Annotated in this window: 22 protein-coding genes; 21 read left to right on the top strand and 1 reads right to left on the bottom strand. The window is 42.3% G+C overall.

Translation table 11 applies throughout. The annotated features are described in order from the left end of the window. Position 1 precedes the first annotated feature (1 nt). The 8 genes from GOM47_RS05990 to GOM47_RS05955 all read left to right on the top strand — a co-directional run bounded on the left by GOM47_RS05990 (position 2) and on the right by GOM47_RS05955 (position 8047). The gene (locus GOM47_RS05990; RefSeq protein ID WP_235080174.1) at positions 2-931 is read left to right on the top strand and encodes a peptidase U32 family protein; all 930 of its coding nucleotides are present in this window, start codon (positions 2-4) and stop codon (positions 929-931) included. Positions 932-1036: 105 nt separating this feature from the next. Further along, a complete protein-coding gene (gene rpiA, locus GOM47_RS05985) occupies positions 1037-1720 on the top strand; it encodes a ribose-5-phosphate isomerase RpiA (RefSeq protein ID WP_235080173.1) in 684 nt (227 codons plus the stop codon). A 23-nt stretch (positions 1721-1743) separates the two neighbouring features. After that, positions 1744-2955, top strand: a complete 1212-nt coding sequence (locus GOM47_RS05980; RefSeq protein ID WP_235080172.1) for a phosphopentomutase — start codon at positions 1744-1746, stop codon at positions 2953-2955. A gap of 1 nt (position 2956) precedes the next feature. Beyond that, entirely contained in the window at positions 2957-3517 is a 561-nt protein-coding gene (locus tag GOM47_RS05975; protein WP_235080171.1) for a DUF1697 domain-containing protein, read from the top strand. Then, positions 3514-4323 carry a purine-nucleoside phosphorylase gene (locus GOM47_RS05970; RefSeq protein WP_235080170.1) on the top strand — a complete coding sequence of 270 codons (810 nt, stop codon included), beginning with the start codon at positions 3514-3516 and terminating at the stop codon, positions 4321-4323. Before GOM47_RS05975 ends, GOM47_RS05970 begins: the two co-directional genes overlap by 4 nt. Positions 4324-4325: 2 nt before the next feature. After that, the gene (locus GOM47_RS05965; RefSeq protein WP_235080169.1) at positions 4326-5609 is read left to right on the top strand and encodes a chloride channel protein; all 1284 of its coding nucleotides are present in this window, start codon (positions 4326-4328) and stop codon (positions 5607-5609) included. A gap of 840 nt (positions 5610-6449) precedes the next feature. After that, a complete protein-coding gene (gene deoD, locus GOM47_RS05960; protein ID WP_000022080.1) occupies positions 6450-7160 on the top strand; it encodes a purine-nucleoside phosphorylase in 711 nt (236 codons plus the stop codon). Between the two features lie 155 nt (positions 7161-7315). Then, positions 7316-8047, top strand: a complete 732-nt coding sequence (locus GOM47_RS05955; RefSeq protein ID WP_235080168.1) for an NAD-dependent protein deacylase — start codon at positions 7316-7318, stop codon at positions 8045-8047. 200 nt (positions 8048-8247) lie between these two features. Here the strand turns inward: GOM47_RS05955 and GOM47_RS05950 are convergent, their stop codons facing one another. Then, complete coding sequence (locus tag GOM47_RS05950) at positions 8248-9903, bottom strand: NFACT family protein (protein WP_235080167.1); 1656 nt, start codon at positions 9901-9903, stop codon at positions 8248-8250. A gap of 104 nt (positions 9904-10007) precedes the next feature. Here GOM47_RS05950 and ybeY point away from each other — a divergent pair, with 104 nt between their 5' ends. The 13 genes from ybeY (at position 10008) to GOM47_RS05885 (ending at position 21006) form a co-directional block, all read left to right on the top strand. Next, complete coding sequence (gene ybeY / locus GOM47_RS05945; RefSeq protein ID WP_235080166.1) at positions 10008-10505, top strand: rRNA maturation RNase YbeY; 498 nt, start codon at positions 10008-10010, stop codon at positions 10503-10505. After that, positions 10486-10881, top strand: a complete 396-nt coding sequence (locus GOM47_RS05940) for a diacylglycerol kinase family protein (protein ID WP_235080165.1) — start codon at positions 10486-10488, stop codon at positions 10879-10881. Before ybeY ends, GOM47_RS05940 begins: the two co-directional genes overlap by 20 nt. 16 nt (positions 10882-10897) lie before the next feature. Then, complete coding sequence (gene era, locus GOM47_RS05935) at positions 10898-11797, top strand: GTPase Era (protein ID WP_235080164.1); 900 nt, start codon at positions 10898-10900, stop codon at positions 11795-11797. 48 nt (positions 11798-11845) lie between these two features. Further along, positions 11846-12670, top strand: a complete 825-nt coding sequence (mutM, locus tag GOM47_RS05930; protein WP_235080163.1) for a DNA-formamidopyrimidine glycosylase — start codon at positions 11846-11848, stop codon at positions 12668-12670. Further along, positions 12670-13275 carry a dephospho-CoA kinase gene (coaE, locus tag GOM47_RS05925; protein ID WP_235080162.1) on the top strand — a complete coding sequence of 202 codons (606 nt, stop codon included), beginning with the start codon at positions 12670-12672 and terminating at the stop codon, positions 13273-13275. Before mutM ends, coaE begins: the two co-directional genes overlap by 1 nt. After that, positions 13262-14470, top strand: coding sequence for a multidrug efflux MFS transporter (locus GOM47_RS05920; RefSeq protein WP_235080161.1), 1209 nt, complete (start codon positions 13262-13264; stop codon positions 14468-14470). The genes coaE and GOM47_RS05920 overlap by 14 nt, the downstream gene beginning before the upstream one ends. Further along, a complete protein-coding gene (gene rpmG, locus GOM47_RS05915; protein WP_007519517.1) occupies positions 14461-14610 on the top strand; it encodes a 50S ribosomal protein L33 in 150 nt (49 codons plus the stop codon). Before GOM47_RS05920 ends, rpmG begins: the two co-directional genes overlap by 10 nt. 39 nt (positions 14611-14649) lie before the next feature. Then, entirely contained in the window at positions 14650-14883 is a 234-nt protein-coding gene (gene secG, locus GOM47_RS05910) for a preprotein translocase subunit SecG (protein ID WP_000282517.1), read from the top strand. 94 nt (positions 14884-14977) lie between these two features. Then, positions 14978-17329: a ribonuclease R gene (gene rnr / locus GOM47_RS05905; protein ID WP_235080160.1), complete on the top strand. Its 2352-nt coding sequence runs from the start codon at positions 14978-14980 to the stop codon at positions 17327-17329. Continuing rightward, positions 17292-17759: an SsrA-binding protein SmpB gene (gene smpB / locus GOM47_RS05900; protein WP_001051743.1), complete on the top strand. Its 468-nt coding sequence runs from the start codon at positions 17292-17294 to the stop codon at positions 17757-17759. Before rnr ends, smpB begins: the two co-directional genes overlap by 38 nt. Positions 17760-17772: 13 nt before the next feature. Next, positions 17773-18633 carry an SAM-dependent methyltransferase TehB gene (gene tehB, locus GOM47_RS05895; protein ID WP_235080159.1) on the top strand — a complete coding sequence of 287 codons (861 nt, stop codon included), beginning with the start codon at positions 17773-17775 and terminating at the stop codon, positions 18631-18633. Between the two features lie 191 nt (positions 18634-18824). Further along, the gene (locus GOM47_RS05890; RefSeq protein ID WP_235081281.1) at positions 18825-19973 is read left to right on the top strand and encodes a hypothetical protein; all 1149 of its coding nucleotides are present in this window, start codon (positions 18825-18827) and stop codon (positions 19971-19973) included. Positions 19974-20049: 76 nt separating this feature from the next. Then, positions 20050-21006: a competence protein CoiA gene (locus GOM47_RS05885; RefSeq protein ID WP_235080158.1), complete on the top strand. Its 957-nt coding sequence runs from the start codon at positions 20050-20052 to the stop codon at positions 21004-21006. The last annotated feature ends 7 nt before the right edge of the window (positions 21007-21013 follow it).

Raw genomic sequence — 21013 nt, 5'->3', positions numbered from 1 at the left:
TATGGAAAAGATTATCATTACAGCAACTGCTGAAAGTATTGAACAAGTTGAACAGTTACTTGAAGCTGGCGTAGACCGTATCTATGTTGGTGAGAAAGATTTTGGTCTTCGTATGCCAACAACCTTCAGTCATGAAGAGTTACGCACCATCGCTAAGCTCGTTCATGAGGCAGGCAAGGAATTGATTGTTGCGGTTAATGCCCTCATGCACCAAGATATGATGGACCGCATCAAACCTTTCCTAGACTTCTTGGAAGAAATCAAGACAGACTATATCACTGTTGGGGATGCAGGTGTTTTCTACGTGGTAAACCGTGATGGTTATTCCTTTAAAACCATCTACGATGCTTCAACTATGGTGACAAGCAGTCGTCAGATTAACTTCTGGGGTCAAAAGGCTGGCGCATCTGAGGCTGTTTTGGCGCGTGAAATTCCATCTGCTGAACTCTTCAAGATGCCCGAGATTTTGGAAATTCCTGCTGAAGTGTTGGTTTACGGAGCTAGCGTCATCCACCATTCTAAGCGTCCGCTCTTGCAAAACTACTATAACTTTACGCATATCGATGATGAAAAAACACGCAAACGTGATCTCTTCTTGGCAGAGCCAAGTGACCCAGAGAGCCACTATTCCATTTTTGAAGACAATCATGGTACCCACATCTTTGCCAACAATGACCTTGATTTGATGACCAAATTGACAGAACTGGTCGAGCATGGTTTTACTCATTGGAAGCTAGAAGGTCTCTACACCCCAGGTCAAAATTTTGTAGAAATTGCCAAACTCTTTATTCAAGCGCGTGGCTTGATCCAAGAGGTTAATTTCAGCCATGACCAAGCTTTCTTGTTAGATGAGGAAGTGCGCAAGTTACACCCTAAAAACCGTTTTCTTGACACAGGATTCTATGATTACGATCCTGATATGGTTAAATAGGACACGAAAACCCGAAATAAAAATGTTCGGGTTTTTCAAGTGTATGCATGAAATAAAAACGGATACATGTTATAATAAAAGTAGCTCTTTAATGGAGGTGTTTAAGTGGAGAATCTGAAAAAGATGGCAGGTATCAAGGCTGCTGAGTTTGTCAAGGATGGTATGGTAGTCGGACTTGGAACGGGCTCTACTGCCTACTATTTCGTAGAAGAAATCGGTCGTCGCATTAAGGAAGAAGGTTTGCAGATTACTGCTGTAACGACTTCCAGTGTGACCAGTAAGCAGGCTGAAGGTCTTAACATCCCGCTCAAGTCGATTGATCAAGTGGACTTTGTCGATGTGACAGTCGATGGAGCGGATGAAGTAGATAGCCAGTTTAACGGGATCAAAGGCGGTGGTGGTGCCCTTCTGATGGAGAAGGTTGTCGCAACGCCCTCAAAAGAATACATTTGGGTGGTGGATGAAAGCAAACTGGTAGAGAAACTAGGTGCTTTTAAATTGCCTGTAGAAGTGGTTCAGTATGGTGCAGAACAGGTCTTTCGTCGGTTTGAGCGAGCTGGCTACAAACCAAGTTTCCGCGAAAAAGACGGTCAGCGTTTTGTGACCGATATGCAGAACTTTATCATTGACCTAGCCTTGGATGTCATTGAAGATCCGATTACTTTCGGACAAGAATTGGACCATATCGTTGGTGTTGTAGAGCACGGATTATTCAACCAAATGGTGGATAGGGTCATCGTTGCTGGACGAGACGGGGTTCAGATTTTAACTTCAACAAAAGCAAGATAACTAAAATAATAAGGAGATACACTATGTCAAAATTTAATCGTATTCACTTGGTGGTACTGGATTCCGTGGGAATCGGTGCTGCGCCAGATGCCAATAACTTTGTCAATGCAGGGGTTCCAGACGGAGCTTCTGACACACTGGGACACATTTCAAAAACAGTTGGTTTGAATGTGCCAAACATGGCTAAAATCGGTCTAGGAAATATTCCTCGTGAAACGCCTCTGAAGACGGTACCGGCAGAAAGCAATCCAACTGGATATGCAACTAAATTAGAGGAAGTATCTCTTGGTAAGGATACCATGACTGGACACTGGGAAATCATGGGACTCAACATTACGGAGCCTTTTGATACTTTCTGGAACGGATTCCCAGAAGAAATTTTGACAAAAATCGAAGAATTCTCAGGGCGCAAGGTCATTCGTGAAGCCAATAAACCTTACTCAGGAACTGCTGTTATCGATGATTTTGGACCACGTCAGATGGAAACTGGGGAGTTGATTATCTATACTTCAGCTGATCCTGTTTTGCAAATTGCTGCCCACGAAGACATCATTCCTTTGGATGAACTCTACCGTATCTGTGAATACGCTCGTTCGATTACCCTTGAACGTCCTGCCCTTCTAGGCCGTATCATTGCCCGTCCTTATGTGGGTGAGCCAGGTAACTTCATTCGTACGGCAAATCGTCGTGACTTGGCCGTCTCTCCATTTGCCCCAACTGTTTTGGATAAATTGAATGAGGCTGGTATCGATACTTATGCTGTGGGTAAAATCAATGATATCTTTAACGGTGCAGGAATCAATCATGACATGGGCCACAACAAGTCAAATAGTCACGGAATTGACACACTATTGAAAACTATGGGACTTGCTGAATTTGAAAAAGGATTCTCTTTCACAAACTTGGTTGACTTTGATGCCCTTTACGGCCACCGTCGCAATGCTCATGGTTACCGTGATTGCTTGCATGAGTTTGATGAACGCTTGCCTGAAATTATCGCAGCCATGAGAGAGAACGACCTTCTCTTGATTACAGCGGACCATGGAAATGACCCAACCTATGCTGGAACTGACCACACTCGTGAATATATCCCACTTTTAGCTTACAGCCCTAGCTTTAAGGGAAATGGTGTCATTCCGGTTGGACATTTTGCAGATATCTCAGCGACAGTTGCGGATAACTTTGGTGTTGAAACTGCCATGATTGGGGAAAGTTTCTTAGTTAAATTGGTATAAGATGATGCGACACGCTTTACTGGTAAGGGGCATTAATGTAGGTGGGAAAAATAAAGTTGTCATGGCGCAACTTCGTCAAGAACTGACAGAGTTGGGACTGGAAAAGGTTGAAACCTACATCAACAGTGGCAACATTTTCTTTACTTCTACAGCTCCCAAAGCCCGATTGGTTGAAAAGTTAGAGGCTTTCTTTGAAATCCATTATCCATTTATTCAGAGCTTTTCCTTGCTGTGTCAGGAAGATTATGAAGAAGAGCTGAAGAATCTGCCAGATTGGTGGACCAAAGATTTGGCACGAAAGGATGTCCTCTTTTACACTGAGGGCTTGGATGTGGCTCAAGTCATTGAGAAAGTTGAAAGTTTAGAACTGAAAGATGAAGTGGTTCAGTTTGGAAGACTTGGGATTTTCTGGGGGAAATTCTCTGAAGAATCTTACTATGCAACTGCCTATCATAAGTACTTGCTCAAGATGCCTTTTTATCGCCACATCACCATTCGCAATGCAAAAACCTTTGACAAAATCGGTCAAATGCTAAAAAATAATAAAGGAGACACAGAATGACATTTTTAGATAAAATCAATGAAACAGCTGCCTTCCTGAAAGACAAGGGAATCCAAGCGCCTGAGTTCGGTCTAATCCTTGGATCAGGACTTGGAGAATTGGCAGAAGAAATCGAAAATCCAGTTGTAGTAGACTATGCAGATATTCCAAACTGGGGCCGCTCTACAGTCGTCGGTCACGCCGGGAAATTGGTATATGGTGACCTTGCAGGTCGAAAAGTCTTGGCTCTTCAGGGTCGTTTCCATTTCTACGAGGGAAATCCTCTTGAAGTCGTGACTTTCCCAGTACGTGTGATGAAAGTTCTCGGATGTGAAGGTGTCATTGTAACCAATGCAGCTGGCGGTATTGGATTTGGTCCTGGTACCTTGATGGCTATCTCAGACCATATCAATATGACGGGGCAGAACCCATTGATGGGTGAAAACTTGGATGATTTTGGTCCACGTTTCCCAGATATGTCTAAAGCCTACACTCCAGAATATCGTGCTACTGCCCATGAAGTGGCTAAGAAACTTGGTATCAAGCTTGATGAAGGTGTCTATATTGGTGTAACAGGTCCGACTTATGAAACACCTGCAGAAATTCGTGCCTATAAGACATTGGGAGCAGATGCAGTTGGTATGTCCACTGTTCCTGAAGTTATTGTGGCCGCTCACTCAGGCTTGAAAGTTCTAGGAATTTCATGTATCACTAATCATGCTGCTGGTTTCCAAGAAGAACTTAACCACGAAGAAGTTGTAGAAGTGACAGAGCGTGTCAAAGGTAACTTCAAAGGCTTGCTTAAAGCGATTCTTGCAGAATTGTAATCATGTTAATAGAATTGAGGAAAATTTTTCTAAAAATCCCTTATAATTTTAGATTATTCATAGCAGTAATTCTGCAAGGAATAGTTTCGGGTTTATCTGGTATATTTCTCCATTATCTTTTAGAGATGGCGGAGGGGCTAGCTTTTGGTCAGTCAGAGCATCATAATGGATTTTTGACAGATGGAGTTTCCTCTTCACGGATAGGACTAAGTTTAATAATCGTGGGTCTTAGCTCGTCCTTAGTCTGGTACTTCTTGCAAAAAAGGTCGAAGATTTATTCCATCAAAGATCAGATGAAGGATGAGACTTCACAATACAAGCTTCATTTTTTAAGACAGCTATTTCATTCAATTTGGCAGATTATTGCAGTTGGAGGGGGAGCACCTATTGGCAAAGAAGCTGCACCACGAGAGATTGGAGCCCTATTTGCAGGTCCAATTGGAAAAATATGTACACTGTCTATGAAGGATCGTATCTTTCTCCTTGCTTGTGGTGCTGGTGCTGGTTTAGCAGCTGTCTATCAGGTTCCATTAACAAGTGTTTTCTTCGTTTTTGAGACTCTAGGAATTACTTTATCTATCAAGCGATTTGTCTTAGTCGGTTTGACTACCTATGTGTCTACCTATATAGCAGGCTTGGTTATTTCAGATCATGCTCTTTACCAGCTTCCAACTATCTCATGGTCATTAAAGGAAGTGTGGATTGTCCCTTTATTACTTCTTTTCTTAACCCCCCTAGCTTGGCTTTTTGGTCGTTCAAGTAAAGAAGTGTCTTCAAACAGGATAAAAGATAAACGAATACTTCTCACTTTGCCCTCAGCTTTTCTGTTTCTTGTTGGTCTGGCAAGTTATTTTCCACATCTACTTGGCAATGGACGCATGATGGCTCAGGAAATTTTAAATGGTAGCAGTGGTCAAACAGTGCTTCTTATGTTTTTCCTAAAAGCAGTGGTCGTTCTTATTATCCTTTGGGCAGGGGCCTATGGCGGTACTCTTACACCATCTTTTGCCTTGGGGATGGCTGGAGCTGCTCTCTTGGGCATGATTCTAGGTTTGGACAGTCAGCCAACCGTTTTACTTTTGGGATCTGTTTGTTTTTTATCTGTGACCTTGAGGGCGCCCATTTCTGCAACCGGATTAGTTATAGGTTTCACTGGGTTAGGTTTAGATTCTATTCCGTATCTCTTACTAACAGCTTTCCTAGCTTATGGTTTTGCAAAAGTGTTAGACCGTTTTCCTTGGGCTAGTATACTGTGTAAGATGTCAAAGAATAAAGTAATTAGGTAGGAAATGCCCGTTTCTTCTAATCAAGGATTTATCTTAGAAGATAAAAAACTATTGTCAGTTTATCAATAACTGTTTTAAATAAAAATGTAGTAGGTTTATCAGAGTCTTGATTGAATACGATTTTTCCTAGCTATGAAATATAAACATAAAAAAAGAAAGGTAGAGCGAGTGTTTTGATTTGAACACGAGCGGAAAACTCGGAAAATAGATAATCTGACTGAGAAATTAGGATTTCTCGTCAGATTCCTAATTTTCATTCGTTTTCTTGTCGCTCTTTAATCTTCATAAAATAAAGAAAGGATGGGCTAACTGTATTCGCTGAACTGAATACGGGCGGAGAACTGTGTAAAAAAGATAAACTGCCAAGCATCTGCGATGCTTCGTCAATTTCCTATTTTTACTTTGTTCTCTGTCGCTATCCTAAATATACAAAAAGAAAGGTAGAGTAAGGTGTTCAGATTTGAACACGAGCGGAAAACTTTTCTAAAAACATTGAAAGGAAGGGTAGTTCGGGTTTGAGTTGAATCCGAGCTATTCTCCTCTATATTATCAAAATTAAGAAAGAAAGGAATTGAACCCACCCTAAAAGCAGTGGGAAAAAGATAGTTGGTCTAGCGAGCATCGCTCACTGCACCCAACTCCTATTTTCCCTTCGCTTTTTGACGGGTTTGGTATCTTTCTAAATATTAAATATAAATTAAAGAAAGGATGGGCTCCTTGTATTCACTGAACTGAATACGGGCGGAGAACTGTGTAAAAAAGATAAACTGTCTAACATCTGCGATGCTTCGTCAGTTTCCTATTTTTACTTTGTTCTCTGTCGCCCTTTATATCTTAAACATGTCTATCCATATTGCTGCTAAGCAGGGTGAAATTGCTGATAAAATTCTTCTTCCGGGGGATCCTCTTCGTGCGAAATTTATTGCGGAGAACTTCCTTGAAGATGCTGTTTGTTTTAACGAAGTGCGTAACATGTTTGGCTACACTGGTACTTACAAGGGTCACCGTGTATCTGTCATGGGAACTGGGATGGGAATGCCATCTATTTCGATTTATGCGCGTGAGTTGATTGTGGACTACGGTGTGAAAAAATTGATCCGTGTGGGAACTGCTGGTTCTTTGAATGAAGATGTCCACGTCCGTGAATTGGTTTTGGCACAAGCAGCTGCAACCAACTCAAATATCATCCGCAACGACTGGCCACAGTATGATTTCCCACAAATCGCTAGCTTTGATTTGTTAGACAAGGCCTACCATATCGCCAAAGAACTTGGTATGACCACCCACGTTGGGAACGTTTTGTCGTCAGATGTCTTTTACTCAAACTACTTTGAAAAGAACATCGAGCTTGGTAAATGGGGAGTCAAAGCTGTGGAAATGGAAGCAGCAGCCCTTTACTACTTGGCTGCCCAACACCACGTCGATGCACTTGCTATCATGACCATTTCTGATAGCTTGGTCAATCCTGATGAAGACACTACTGCAGAAGAACGCCAAAATACCTTCACTGATATGATGAAGGTTGGTTTGGAAACCTTGATTGCAGAGTAAACATCGTATTACTTTGAGATTAGGTTATTTCTAAGATTGATTCAAATGCTTTAATCTCAAATACATAAGTAATGATAAAGGAAGAGTTGAAAATCAGATTGCTTGGAGCGATTGGTTTTCAACTTTTTTAGAATGTAAAATACAAGGAGAATAGGATGGATAAAATAGAACTATTACAAGACTTGATTGATAAAAGCCACAGAATAGTCTTTTTCGGAGGAGCTGGAGTGTCAACCGAGTCTAGTATCCCAGATTTTCGTAGTTCAGATGGTGTTTATAGTCATCAGTTAGGCCGTCATTTTACGGCAGAGCAACTCGTTTCTCGGACCATGTTTGAGCGCTATCCAGAAGATTTTTTTGACTTCTATAAAAAATACCTGATTTACCCAGAAGCCAAGCCTAATGCTGCTCATTACTACCTAGCTGCTTTGGAAAAAACTGGCAAGCTAAAGGCTGTTGTGACACAAAATATCGATAGTCTTCATGAAATGGCTGGCTCCCAAAAAGTCTTTAAATTGCATGGGAGTGCGGACCGTAATTACTGCCTAGGTTGTCAACGTTTCTATGACTTAACTGCTTTTCTGGCCCTTGAGGGACCTGTTCCCCACTGCTTAGACTGTGGCAAGGTGGTCAAGCCTGACGTGACCTTGTATGAAGAATCACTTGACATGGATGTTTTTAGCCAGGCTGCACAAGCTATTCGGCAGGCAGACTTGCTGATTATCGGTGGGACTTCTTTGGTTGTTTATCCTGCTGCTAGCCTAGTAAACTATTTTTCTGGGACAAATCTGGTCGTTATCAATAAAACCAGTATTCCACAAGACAGCCAAGCTACATTGGTCATTGAAGGCAAGATTGGGGAAGTCTTTTCGAAATTGAGACAATAAAAGAATTTTAGAAGATAGCAACAAAATCTTGTTACTTGAAAGAGAAAACTATCTCATTTATTGACCACTATCTCGCTCTTTTAGACTTGTTAAAAACTGGCTGAGAAAATCAAAACACCTTCACCGATATGATGAAGGTTGCTTTGGAAACTTTGATTGCAGAGTAAATTTGTAATAGAAAATCCTGATTTCAAGAGAAATCAGGATTTTTTCATAGATGCGATTTTTTCTGGGTCTGGTGTAACACGGAGGGTCTTTTGTCCTGTATAGGTAACAAAGCCAGGTTTTCCACCAGTTGGTTTGTTGAGTTTTTTAACCTCAATCATATCCACTTGAACCAAGTTCGACAAGCGTCCCTTAGAGAAATATGCAGCAAGTTCTGCAGCGTCCGTCTTAACTTCATCAGAAGGGTCAAGGTTGCCTGAGATAACGACATGGCTGCCAGGGATGTCCTTAGCGTGGAACCAAAGTTCCTCCTTGCGGGCCATTTTAAAGGTTAGCTCTTCATTTTGCAAGTTGTTTCGACCGACATAAATGATGGTTTTGCCATCACTTGCTAGATACTGCTCTGGTTTTTTGCGCTTGTGGATTTTCTCCCGTTGTCGTCTACGGATAAAGCCTGTTTGGATCAATTCTTCACGGATTTCAGCGATTTCCTCTAGTCCAGCTTGATTGAGAACAGTTTCCACGCTTTCTAGATAGAGAATGGTTTCCTTGGTTTCTGCGATCAGTTCAGTTAGGTATTTTACGGCTTCTTTGAGCTTCTGGTAGCGTTTAAAGTAGCGCTGGGCATTCTGGCTGGGAGTCAGGGCCTTATCAAGCGTGATGGTAACAGGTTGATTCGTGTAGTAGTTATCCAAGGTAACCTGGTCTTGGTCATTTGGAACTTGGTGGAGGAAGGTTGTCAGTAATTCTCCTTTTTGGCGAAACTCCTCAGCATTGTCTGTCGCCAGTAACTCTTTTTCTTGTTTTTTAAGCTTATGTCGATTTTTCTGAAGTTCATTTTCAACACGACGAATCAGTTCGCTGGCTTGCTGTTTAACGCGGTCCCGTTCAGCCTTGTCCTTATAGTAAGTGTCAAGCAAGGCAGAAAGACTGGTAAAAGTCTCTCCCACCTGATTTGCAAAAGGAACTGGACTGAAGGAAGTCTCCGTTAGGTAAGGCTTGGTTTCTTGATCGAAAAAGTTTCGGAAAGTAGACAGTTTGTCATGAACCAATAGACTTTCCAGTTCGTTTGCCGTATCGCGTCCTAGACCTTGAAAGAGAATTTGAAGATTTTTAGCCGTCATTTCCTGTGTTTGCAAGATTTCAAAGAGCTTCTCATCCTTGATTGTGAAAGGATTGAGCGATTCCGTGCTTGGCGGAGCGATATAGGCCGATCCAGGCAACAAGGTGCGGTAGCTATTTTGCGAAAAGCCAACGTGTTTGATGACTTCGAGGATTTTATGGCTACTTTTATCCACAAGGAGAATATTACTGTGTTTGCCCATAATCTCGATAATCAAGGTAGCCTGAATATGGTCCCCAATTTCGTTTTTATTAGAAACCGTGATCTCCACAATACGGTCATTTTCGACTTGCTCAATCGACTCAATCACGGCGCCTTGTAAATACTTTCTCAAAACCATGATAAAAGTAGAAGGTTGGGCTGGATTTTCAAAAGTCGTTTGGGTCAGCTGAATGCGACCAAAAACGGGATGGGCAGAGAGGAGCAGGCGATGGCTTTGGCGATTGCTACGGATTTGCAAGACTAACTCTTGTTCAAAAGGTTGATTGATTTTCTGGATGCGACCATTGACCAACTCTCTTCGTAACTCCTCAATCATGTGATGTAAAAAAAATCCGTCAAATGACATCGTTCTCTCCTTGTGATTGTATTCCATAGTATTATATCAAAAAGGTAGAATAAAATCATGGAAATGTGGTATAATAAAGCCAAGTAAAGAGAATCGAGAAGTACATGTATATTGAAATGGTAGATGAAACTGGTCAAGTTTCACAAGAAATCTTGCAACAAACCCAAAAGATTTTGGAATTTGCAGCCCAAAAAATAGGAAAAGAAGACAAGGAGATGGCAGTTACTTTTGTGACCAACGAGCGTAGCCACGAACTCAATCTCGAGTACCGTGATACCGACCGTCCGACAGATGTCATCAGCCTTGAGTATAAACCAGAGTTGGATATTGCCTTTGATGAAGAAGATTTGCTTGAAAATCCTGAATTAGCAGAGATGATGTCTGAGTTTGATGCCTATATTGGTGAACTTTTCATCTCTATTGATAAAGCGCATGAGCAGGCCGAGGAATACGGTCACAGCTTTGAGCGTGAGATGGGCTTCTTGGCAGTACACGGCTTTTTACATATTAATGGCTATGATCACTACACTCCGGAAGAAGAAGCGGAGATGTTCGGTTTACAAGAAGAAATATTAACAGCCTATGGACTCACAAGACAATAAACGAAAATGGAAAAATCGTGACCTGGTATCCAGTTTAGAATTTGCCCTTACAGGAATTCTGACTGCTTTCAAGGAAGAACGCAATATGCGAAAACATGCAGTGACGGCTCTAGTAGTCATCCTTGCAGGTTTTGTTTTTCAGGTGTCACGAATCGAATGGCTCTTTCTCCTAATGAGCATTTTCTTGGTAGTAGCGTTTGAAATTATTAACTCTGCTATTGAAAATGTGGTGGATTTAGCCAGTCACTATCACTTTTCTATGTTAGCGAAGAAAGCCAAGGACATGGCGGCAGGCGCCGTGCTGGTGGTCTCTCTTTTTGCTGTAGTGACAGGTGCACTTATCTTTCTCCCACGCATTTGGGATATATTATTTTAAACACTAAGAGGAAATTATGACATTTAAATCAGGCTTTGTGGCCATTTTAGGACGTCCCAATGTTGGGAAGTCAACCTTTTTGAATCACGTCATGGGGCAAAAGATTGCCATTATGAGTGACAAGGCGCAAACAACACGTAATAAAATCATGGGGATTTACACAACGGATAAGGAACAAATCGTCTTTATCGACACCCCGGGGATTCACAAGCCTAAAACAGCTCTTGGGGATTTCATGGTGGAATCTGCCTACAGCACCCTTCGTGAAGTAGACACTGTTCTCTTCATGGTGCCAGCTGATGAGCCACGTGGTAAGGGTGACGATATGATTATCGAGCGTCTGAAAGCTGCTAAGGTTCCTGCGATTCTGGTGGTGAATAAGATTGACAAGGTCCATCCAGACCAGCTTTTGGCTCAGATTGATGACTTCCGTAACCAGATGGACTTCAAGGAAATTGTTCCTATCTCAGCCCTTCAGGGAAATAACGTGTCTCGTCTAGTGGATATTTTGAGTGAAAATCTGGAGGAAGGTTTCCAGTATTTCCCAGCTGATCAAATCACAGATCATCCTGAGCGTTTCTTGGTTTCAGAAATGATCCGTGAGAAGGTTCTTCATTTAACGCGTGAAGAGATTCCTCACTCAGTCGCAGTAGTGGTTGACTCTATGAAGCGTGATGAAGAGACCGACAAGGTTCATGTCCGAGCTACTATTATGGTTGAGCGTGATAGCCAAAAGGGTATCATCATCGGAAAAGGTGGCGCCATGCTCAAGAAAATTGGGACCATGGCCCGTCGTGATATCGAACTCATGCTAGGGGACAAGGTTTTCCTAGAAACTTGGGTCAAGGTCAAGAAAAACTGGCGTGATAAAAAGCTAGATTTAGCTGACTTTGGCTATAATGAAAAAGAATACTAAGTAGAGGTGGGCTCATGCCTGCTTCTTGTTTTTACAGAAGGAGGATTTATGCCTGAATTACCTGAGGTTGAAACGGTTCGTCGTGGCTTAGAAAAATTGATTTTGGGTAAGAAGATTTCTAGTGTAGAGATTCGTTATCCCAAGATGATTAAGACAGATTTGGAAGAGTTTCAAAAGGAAGTGCCTGGTCAAGTTGTTGAGTCAATGGGACGTCGTGGCAAATATTTGCTTTTCTACCTAACAGACAAGGTCTTGATTTCCCATCTGCGGATGGAGGGCAAGTATTTTTACTATCCAGACCAGATCCCTGAACGCAAGCATGCCCATGTTTTCATCCAGTTTGAGGATGGCGGTACGCTTGTTTATGAGGATGTGCGCAAGTTTGGTACTATGGAATTATTGGCGCCTGACCTTTTGGAAACCTACTTTATTTCTAAGAAACTAGGTCCTGAGCCAAGAGAACAGGACTTTGATTTGCAGGTCTTTCAAGCTGCCTTAGCCAAATCTAAAAAGCCTATCAAAACCCACCTCCTAGACCAAACCTTGGTCGCTGGTCTTGGCAATATCTATGTGGATGAGGTCCTCTGGCGGGCTCAGGTTCATCCAGCAAGACCTTCCCAGACTTTGACGGTAGAAGAAGCGTCAGCTATTCATGAACAGACCATTGCTGTTTTGGGACAGGCAGTTGAAAAGGGCGGCTCTACCATTCGAACCTATACCAATGCCTTTGGGGAAGATGGAACCATGCAGGATTTTCATCAGGTCTATGATAAGACTGGTCAAGCATGTTCACGCTGTGGCACCATCATCGAGAAAATCCAGCTCGGTGGACGAGGAACTCATTTTTGTCCCCAGTGTCAAAGGAGGGGCTGATGGGAAAAATCATCGGAATCACAGGAGGAATTGCTTCGGGGAAATCAACTGTGACAAATTTTTTGAGACAGCAAGGTTTTCAAGTAGTAGATGCCGACGCGGTCGTCCATGATCTACAAAAACCTGGGGGTCGCCTTTATCAGGTCTTAGTTCAGCACTTTGGACAGGAAATTATCTTAGAAAATGGAGAACTCAATCGTCCTCTCCTAGCTAGTCTCATCTTTTCAAATCCTGAGGAGCGGGAATGGTCTAAGCGAACACAAGGAGAGATAATTCGTGAGGAACTGGCAGCATTGCGTGACCAGTTAGCCCAGACAGAATCTATCTTTTTCATGGATATTCCCCTGCTTTTTGAACAGGACTACAGTGCCTGGTTTGATGAAACATGGCTGGTCTATGTGGACTATGATATCCAATTGGAACGTTTCATGAAACGGGATCATCTTTCTAAGGAAGTCGCCGAGTCTCGTCTTTCCGCCCAGTGGTCTTTAGAAGAAAAGACAAAATTGGCGAGTCGTATACTAGATAACAATGGCAGTCGTGATCAGCTTGTAAGTCAAGTAGTCAAGTTACTTGAAGGAGGCGATAGCTGTGCAAGAGATTAGTTGGAAAAAGAATCTTCGTGTCGCCTGGTTTGGTAGTTTTCTAACTGGGGCCAGTATATCCTTAGTCGTCCCTTTTATGCCTATCTTTGTTGAGCAGTTGGGAATCGAGCAGGATCAAGTTGCTTTCTATGCTGGATTAGCCATCTCAGTTTCAGCTGTTTCCGCAGCTTTGGTTTCTCCCATCTGGGGCATTCTTGCTGACAAGTACGGTCGAAAACCCATGATGATTCGAGCAGGCCTTGCCATGACCATTACTATGGGAGGTTTGGCCTTTGTTCCGAATATCTATTGGCTAATCTTTCTTAGATTACTAAATGGTGTATTTACAGGTTTCGTACCAAATGCGACGGCTTTAATAGCCAGTCAAGTTCCTAAGGATAAGTCTGGCTATGCTTTGGGGACTCTATCAACGGGAGTAGTAGCAGGAACTTTAACGGGCCCCTTTGTTGGGGGCCTGGTTGCTGAAATTTTTGGTATTCGAAATGTTTTTCTGTTGGTAGGTGGCTTCTTGTTTTTAGCTGCACTCTTAACCATTTTCTTTATCAAGGAGGATTTTCAGCCAATAGCTAAGGAGAAAGCAATACCAACAAAGGAATTGTTCGCTTCAATCAAGCACTCTCATCTTTTAATTAGTTTATTTTTAACTACCTTTGTCATACAATTTTCAGCTCAATCCATTGGTCCCATTTTGGCTCTCTATGTGCGGGACTTAGGGCAGAACGAAAATCTCCTCTTCGTCTCAGGCTTGATTGTATCTAGTATGGGATTTTCTAGTATGATGAGCGCTGGAGTGATGGGAAAGTTTGGTGATAAGCTAGGGAATCATCGACTTCTGATTCTGGCTCAGATGTATTCAGTTATCATCTACCTTTTTTGTGCCAGTGCGACCAGTCCCCTTGAACTCGGTTTGTATCGTTTTCTCTTTGGTTTAGGAACGGGTGCTCTGATACCAGGTATCAATGCCTTGCTTAGCAAAATGACTCCCAAAGCGGGCATTTCAAGGATTTTTGCCTTTAACCAAGTCTTTTTCTACCTTGGAGGTGTTGTTGGCCCTATGACTGGTTCAGCAGTCTCGGGGCAATACGGCTACCACTCTGTTTTTTATGCGACGGCTGCCTGTGTGGCTTTCAGCTGTTTATGTAACTTAGTTCAATTTAGATCATTATTAAAAGTAAAGGAAATCTCGTGCGAGTAAAAATTAATCTCAAGTGCTCCTCTTGTGGTAGCATGAATTATCTAACTAGTAAGAACTCAAAAACCCATCCAGACAAGATTGAAGTTCTAAAATATTGTCCAAAGGAAAGAAAAGTAACTTTACATCTTGAATCTAAGTAGAATTTATGGTAAAATAATAGGGATTTTAAGGAGTTTGATATGTACAACCTATTATTAACCATTTTATTAGTATTATCTGTTGTGATTGTGATTGCGATTTTTATGCAACCAACCAAGAACCAATCCAGCAATGTATTTGATGCCAGCTCAGGTGATTTGTTTGAACGTAGTAAAGCTCGTGGTTTTGAAGCTGTGATGCAACGTTTAACAGGTATTTTAGTCTTTTTCTGGCTAGCCATTGCCTTAGCATTGACGGTATTATCAAGTAGATAAGAAATGGGCGAGACTAGGTCTTAGCCTATTTTTATTTTTAACGACACTTACAAAGTTATCAATCAAAAAAATTATAAAAATCTAGAAAGAAAACATGAAAGATAAAATTAAAGAATATTTGCAAGAGAAGGGGCGAGTGACGGTAAATGACCTAGCTCAGGCTCTCGGAAAGGATGGATCCAAGGATTTCCGAGAGTTGATTAAGACCCTGTCTCTGATGGAAAGAAAGCACCAGATTCGATTTGGAGAAGATGGCAGCCTCACCTTGGACCAGAAGAAGAAACATGAAATCACCCTCAAAGGGATTTTTCATGCCCATAAAAACGGCTTTGGCTTTGTTAGTCTAGAAGGGGAAGAGGACGACCTTTTTGTAGGAAAAAACGATGTCAATTACGCCATTGATGGGGATACCGTTGAGGTCGTGATTAAGAAAGTCGCTGACCGCAACAAGGGAACTGCTGCAGAAGCCAAAATTATCGATATCCTAGAGCATAGTCTGACGACAGTTGTCGGGCAAATCGTTCTGGATCAGGAAAAGCCTAAGTATGCGGGCTACATCCGTTCAAAGAATCAGAAAATCAGCCAGCCAATTTATGTTAAGAAACCAGCTCTTAAACTCGAGGGAACGGAAGTTCTCAAGGTCTTTATCGACAAATACCCAAGTAAGAAACACGATTTCTTTGTCGCTAGTGTGCTGGACGTGGTGGGACACTCGACTGATGTTGGGATTGACGTTCTTGAGGTCTTGGAATCCATGGATATTGTCTCAGAATTTCCAGAAGCTGTTCTCAAGGAGGCAGAAAGTGTACCAGATGCTCCCTCAGAAAAGGATATGGAAGGGCGTCTTGATTTAAGAGATGAGCTTACTTTTACCATTGACGGTGCGGATGCCAAGGACTTGGACGATGCAGTTCACATCAAGCCTTTGAAAAATGGCAATATGGAACTCGGAGTTCACATCGCGGATGTTTCCTACTATGTGACTGAAGGCTCTGCCCTTGACAAGGAAGCCCTTAACCGCGCAACTTCTGTCTACGTGACAGACCGTGTAGTGCCTATGCTACCAGAACGACTGTCAAATGGCATCTGCTCTCTCAATCCTCAAGTCGATCGCTTGACCCAGTCTGCCATTATGGAAATTGATAAACATGGTCGTGTAGTTAATTACACCATTACCCAAACGGTTATCAAGACTAGTTTTCGTATGACCTATAGCGCTGTCAATGACATCCTAGCTGGCGATGAGGAAAAGAGACAAGAGTTTAAGAAAATTGTTCCTAGTATTGAGCTCATGGCCAAGCTTCATGAAACGCTAGAAAGCATGCGTGAGAAACGTGGAGCTCTCAATTTTGATACCAGCGAAGCTAAGATTTTGGTGGATAAAAAAGGCAAGCCTGTGGATATTGTTCTTCGTCAACGTGGCGTTGCCGAGCGGATGATTGAGTCCTTCATGTTGATTGCCAACGAAACAGTTGCCGAGCACTTTAGCAAGCTGGACCTACCTTTTATCTATCGAATCCATGAGGAGCCCAAGGCTGAAAAAGTTCAGAAGTTTATTGATTACGCTTCTAGCTTTGGTTTGCGGATTTATGGGACTGCCAGTGAGATTAGTCAGGAGGCTCTCCAAGACATCATGCGTGCTGTTGAGGGAGAACCTTATGCGGATGTATTGTCCATGATGCTTCTGCGTTCCATGCAACAAGCTCGCTATTCTGAGCACAATCACGGTCACTATGGACTAGCAGCTGACTATTACACTCACTTTACCAGCCCGATTCGCCGTTATCCAGACCTCCTTGTTCACCGCATGATTCGGGACTATGGGCGTTCTAAGGAAATAGCCGAGCATTTTGAGCAAGTGATTCCAGAGATTGCGACCCAGTCTTCCAACCGTGAACGTCGTGCAATTGAGGCAGAGCGTGAAGTTGAAGCCATGAAAAAGGCTGAATACATGGAAGAATACGTGGGAGAAGAGTACGATGCAGTTGTATCCAGCATTGTCAAGTTCGGTTTCTTTGTCGAACTGCCAAATACAGTTGAAGGCTTGATTCACATCACCAATTTGCCTGAATTTTATCATTTCAATGAGCGTGACTTGACCCTCCGTGGGGAAAAATCAGGAATAACTTTCCGTGTAGGGCAACAGATTCGTATTCGGGTTGAAAGAGCCGATAAGATGACGGGCGAGATTGATTTCTCTTATATTCCAAGTGAGTTTGATGTCATCGAAAAAGGCTTAAAACAAGCTGGGCGCAAAGACAGAAGTCGGGGCTCAAGTCGTCGTTCGGATAAGAAGGAAGACAAGAAGAGACAAGGTCGTTTTAATGATAAGCGCAAATCGTCTTCTAAAGACAAGAAAAAGGGTAAGAAACCATTTTACAAAGAAGTAGCTAAGAAAGGAGCCAAGCATGGCAAAGGGCGAGGGAAAGGTCGTCGCACAAAATAAAAAAGCGCACCACGATTATACAATCGTAGATACGCTAGAGGCAGGAATGGTCCTGACAGGAACTGAAATCAAGAGCGTTCGAGCTGCTCGAATCAATCTCAAGGACGGTTTTGCTCAGGTAAAAAATGGGGAAGTCTGGTTGAGCAATGTCCATATCGCTCCTTACGAAGAGGGCAATATCTGGAACCAGGAACCTGAACGTCGTCGCAAACTCCTACTCCATAAGAAGCAAATTCAAAAATTGGAACAAGAGACCAAAGGGACAGGAATGACTCTTGTTCCCCTCAAAGTCTATCTCAAAGATGGCTATGCCAAGCTTCTTTTAGGACTTGCTAAAGGGAAACATGACTATGACAAACGGGAGTCAATCAAGCGTCGTGAACAAAACCGCGACATCGCACGGGTCATGAAAGCAGTCAACCAGCGATAAAAGAGGAAGTGAAATGGAAAAATTAATTGCCTATAAACGGATGCCCTTGTGGAATAAACAGACCATGCCTGAAGCAGTTCAGCAAAAGCACAATACTAAAGTCGGCACTTGGGGAAAAATTACTGTCTTGAAGGGGGCACTCAAGTTTATTGAGTTGACTGAAGATGGTGAGGTTCTAGCTGGGCACCTCTTTGAGGCAGGAGCAGACAATCCTATGGCGCAACCGCAAGCCTGGCACCGAGTAGAAGCCGCAACAGACGATGTAGAATGGTATTTGGAATTTTATTGTAAACCTGAGGATTATTTCCCTAAGAAATACAATACCAATCCAGTCCATTCAGAGGTTCTAGAAGCTATGCAAACGGTGAAACCTGGAAGAGCCTTGGATTTGGGTTGTGGTCAAGGCCGTAACTCTCTCTTCTTAGCACAACAAGGTTTTGATGTGACAGCTGTGGATCAAAATGAGCTATCTCTGGAAATCTTACAAAGCATCGTAGAGCAAGAGGAACTAGACATGCCTGTCGGACTTTACGATATCAATTCAGCCAGCATTAGCCAAGCCTATGATTTCATCGTATCGACAGTTGTTCTAATGTTTCTTCAAGCGGATCGTATTCCAGCTATCATCCAAAACATGCAGGAACAAACTACTGTTGGAGGCTACAATCTCATCGTCTGTGCCATGGACACGGAGGATTATCCTTGCTCAGTCAACTTCCCATTCACCTTTAAAGAAGGGGAATTGGCAAACTACTACAAAGATTGGGAATTGGTCAAGTATAATGAAAACCCAGGTCATTTGCACCGTCGTGATGAAAATGGCAATCGGATTCAACTACGCTTTGCGACTATGCTAGCCAGAAAAATCAAGTAAATCAAGTAAATCAAACACCAACAAGCGAATAGAAACCACTTATGAAGCTTTCTATTCGTTTTTGTTTGTGGCGGCAGATTGGGGCAAGCAGGATTTTATGCTATACTAGAAGTAGGAAATCTGAGCAGTAGAGCTGTATTGTATTGCTGACACTCTCAGCGCAAGATGTTGTAGATGATGGAGGTGGTCCAATGACGAGTCTTTTGGTGGAACTGTATGATCGGCATGTATTGGAAAAGAATGTCTACCAAGCTTTTGTCAGTGATTGTGACGAGATTCTCTTCCTATCTTTGACGAAAATAAGCAATGATGAGAAGCTTTCTCTCCGTCAGTTTATCCTAGAAGAAGTCCCCCATATCCAACGAGTGGCCTTTCGTCAGCTATCTTTAGAACAATTAACAGACCAGTTAGATTATTGCCTTGCAGGCTATGACCAAGTTATTCTCGATGTTTTTGGCGGAGATTCACTACTAGCCTTATCTCTCTATCAATATGGCTTGGATCGCCAACTTCCCATCGTTGCCATGGATGTCGAGCGGGGAAAACAATACAAGTGGGTAGCTGGTCAGTTGGAAAAAGAAGATTTGGACATTCCTACCCTAAGTATCCAACAGTTGATAGCCTTGCGTGGTGGAAAAATGCTCAAATCAAAACGCCCTATCCACTCAGTTCAAGAAATTTCAGCCATCAAAAAATTAGCCAGCTCGGCTATTACCAATCCAGCCCACTGGTACCAAGTGACCCAATTTTTCTCTCTAGCAAAGACCAATGATCTGCATGCTGAAACTGAAAAGATACTGGAAAACAACGGCAAGTATTATCGCTATCCAGAATTCCTTATCCCCTTACTAGTGGAAGCGGGGATGCTTTGTATTGAAAGCGAGGACAAGAAGCGAGTAGCCTACAGTTTTCCAAGTCAAGAGTCCCAGGTCTTTTGCCGCAACAAGGGGCATATTTTAGAGGTGTATCTCTATCTCTTGGCGCTCGAATCTCAGCTGTTTGATGAGTGCATGATAGGTGCTGAGATTGATTGGAATGGCATCTTTCCAGAGGCGGACAATGTTCAAAATGAGATTGATGTCATTCTGAGAAAGGGACGCTCGATTACCTTTATCTCCTGCAAGATGACAGATTTATCAGTTGAAGCCATCAATGAGCTAGAAGTCTACGCCAATCATTTTGCTGGCGAAAGTTGCCTCAAGTTAATTGTCTGTACGGGGAAAATCAATCCTGTTTATGCCAATCGCTGTCAAGAATACGGCGTGCTGGTCATTAGAAGTGAGCAGATTTCCAATCTCATTCCCATGCTAAAAAAATATTCTAAGAGACAAAAAAGATAAGAAATAATATTATGAAAGGCTGGAATTCCAGTCTTTTTTAGTTCTTTTTCGAATAAATGAGAAAAGGAGGTAGACCATGTTTGTAGCCAGAGATGCACAGGGGAAATTGGTGAATGCCCTCGAAAAAGATGTTAGCAAGCAAGCTTATACTTGTCCAGCCTGTGGTGGTGGACTACGATTACGTCAGGGACAGAGTATTCGAACGCACTTTGCCCATGAAAGGTTAAGAGATTGTATTGCCATTTTTGAAAATGAAAGTCCAGAACACTTGGGCAACAAAGAGGCCCTTTATCACTGGGCCAAGAAGGACAATCAGGTGGCCTTAGAATATAGTTTGCCCGAGATTCAGCAGATAGCAGATGTTCTCGTCAATGGGAAACTAGCTCTGGAGGTTCAGTGCAGTCCCTTGTCTCAAAAACTTTTAGGCGATAGAAGTCAAGGCTACCGTAGTCAGGGCTACCAAGTTATCTGGCTACTGGGAGAAAAGCTCTGGTTAAAAGAGCGATTAACACAACTGCAAAGGGTATTCCTCTATTTTAGTCAAAATATGGGTTTCTATGTTTGGGAACTAGATCTCAAAAAGCAAGTTTTGAGACTCAAATATCTTCTGCATCAGGACCTACGTGGCAAGCTTCATTTTCAGGTCAAGGAATTTTCCTATGGTCAAGGAAATCTCTTGGAAATTTTACGATTTCCTTATCAAAAACAAAGGCTGTCTGGTTTTACAGTTTCTCAAGATCCAACTATCTGTCACTACATTCTCCAACAGTTGTACTACCAAACGCCTTACTGGATGAAAAAACAGGAGGAGGCTTATAAACGAGGTGACAATCTATTAAACCGTCAACTGGACGACTGGTATCCCCAAGTCAGACCAATAGAATCAGGAGATTTTTGTCAAATTAATCAAGATTTGACTAGCTATTATAGAAATTTTCAGGCTTACTATCAAAAAAATCCGAAAAATAATCGCCAAAAGCTCTATCCACCAGCCTTTTATCACTTATATTTCTCAAAAAATGTGGTAAAATAGAAAGGAT

It is taken from the genome of Streptococcus oralis (assembly GCF_021497945.1).
Lineage (GTDB): Bacteria > Bacillota > Bacilli > Lactobacillales > Streptococcaceae > Streptococcus > Streptococcus oralis_BR.
This window is presented reverse-complemented; position numbering and strand designations above follow the sequence as displayed.

What these genes read in the sequence shown, in the direction of transcription:
- rnr (WP_235080160.1), top strand. Translation starts at nt 14,978, where the DNA reads ATGAAAGATAAAATTAAAGAATATTTGCAAGAGAAGGGGCGAGTGACG.
- deoD (WP_000022080.1), top strand. Translation starts at nt 6,450, where the DNA reads ATGTCTATCCATATTGCTGCTAAGCAGGGTGAAATTGCTGATAAAATT.
- ybeY (WP_235080166.1), top strand. Translation starts at nt 10,008, where the DNA reads ATGTATATTGAAATGGTAGATGAAACTGGTCAAGTTTCACAAGAAATC.
- GOM47_RS05980 (WP_235080172.1), top strand. Translation starts at nt 1,744, where the DNA reads ATGTCAAAATTTAATCGTATTCACTTGGTGGTACTGGATTCCGTGGGA.
- coaE (WP_235080162.1), top strand. Translation starts at nt 12,670, where the DNA reads ATGGGAAAAATCATCGGAATCACAGGAGGAATTGCTTCGGGGAAATCA.
- GOM47_RS05990 (WP_235080174.1), top strand. Translation starts at nt 2, where the DNA reads ATGGAAAAGATTATCATTACAGCAACTGCTGAAAGTATTGAACAAGTT.
- tehB (WP_235080159.1), top strand. Translation starts at nt 17,773, where the DNA reads ATGGAAAAATTAATTGCCTATAAACGGATGCCCTTGTGGAATAAACAG.
- GOM47_RS05965 (WP_235080169.1), top strand. Translation starts at nt 4,326, where the DNA reads ATGTTAATAGAATTGAGGAAAATTTTTCTAAAAATCCCTTATAATTTT.
- GOM47_RS05940 (WP_235080165.1), top strand. Translation starts at nt 10,486, where the DNA reads ATGGACTCACAAGACAATAAACGAAAATGGAAAAATCGTGACCTGGTA.
- GOM47_RS05955 (WP_235080168.1), top strand. Translation starts at nt 7,316, where the DNA reads ATGGATAAAATAGAACTATTACAAGACTTGATTGATAAAAGCCACAGA.
- smpB (WP_001051743.1), top strand. Translation starts at nt 17,292, where the DNA reads ATGGCAAAGGGCGAGGGAAAGGTCGTCGCACAAAATAAAAAAGCGCAC.
- secG (WP_000282517.1), top strand. Translation starts at nt 14,650, where the DNA reads ATGTACAACCTATTATTAACCATTTTATTAGTATTATCTGTTGTGATT.
- GOM47_RS05885 (WP_235080158.1), top strand. Translation starts at nt 20,050, where the DNA reads ATGTTTGTAGCCAGAGATGCACAGGGGAAATTGGTGAATGCCCTCGAA.
- mutM (WP_235080163.1), top strand. Translation starts at nt 11,846, where the DNA reads ATGCCTGAATTACCTGAGGTTGAAACGGTTCGTCGTGGCTTAGAAAAA.
- GOM47_RS05970 (WP_235080170.1), top strand. Translation starts at nt 3,514, where the DNA reads ATGACATTTTTAGATAAAATCAATGAAACAGCTGCCTTCCTGAAAGAC.
- era (WP_235080164.1), top strand. Translation starts at nt 10,898, where the DNA reads ATGACATTTAAATCAGGCTTTGTGGCCATTTTAGGACGTCCCAATGTT.
- GOM47_RS05950 (WP_235080167.1), bottom strand. Translation starts at nt 9,903, where the DNA reads ATGTCATTTGACGGATTTTTTTTACATCACATGATTGAGGAGTTACGA.
- GOM47_RS05975 (WP_235080171.1), top strand. Translation starts at nt 2,957, where the DNA reads ATGATGCGACACGCTTTACTGGTAAGGGGCATTAATGTAGGTGGGAAA.
- GOM47_RS05890 (WP_235081281.1), top strand. Translation starts at nt 18,825, where the DNA reads ATGACGAGTCTTTTGGTGGAACTGTATGATCGGCATGTATTGGAAAAG.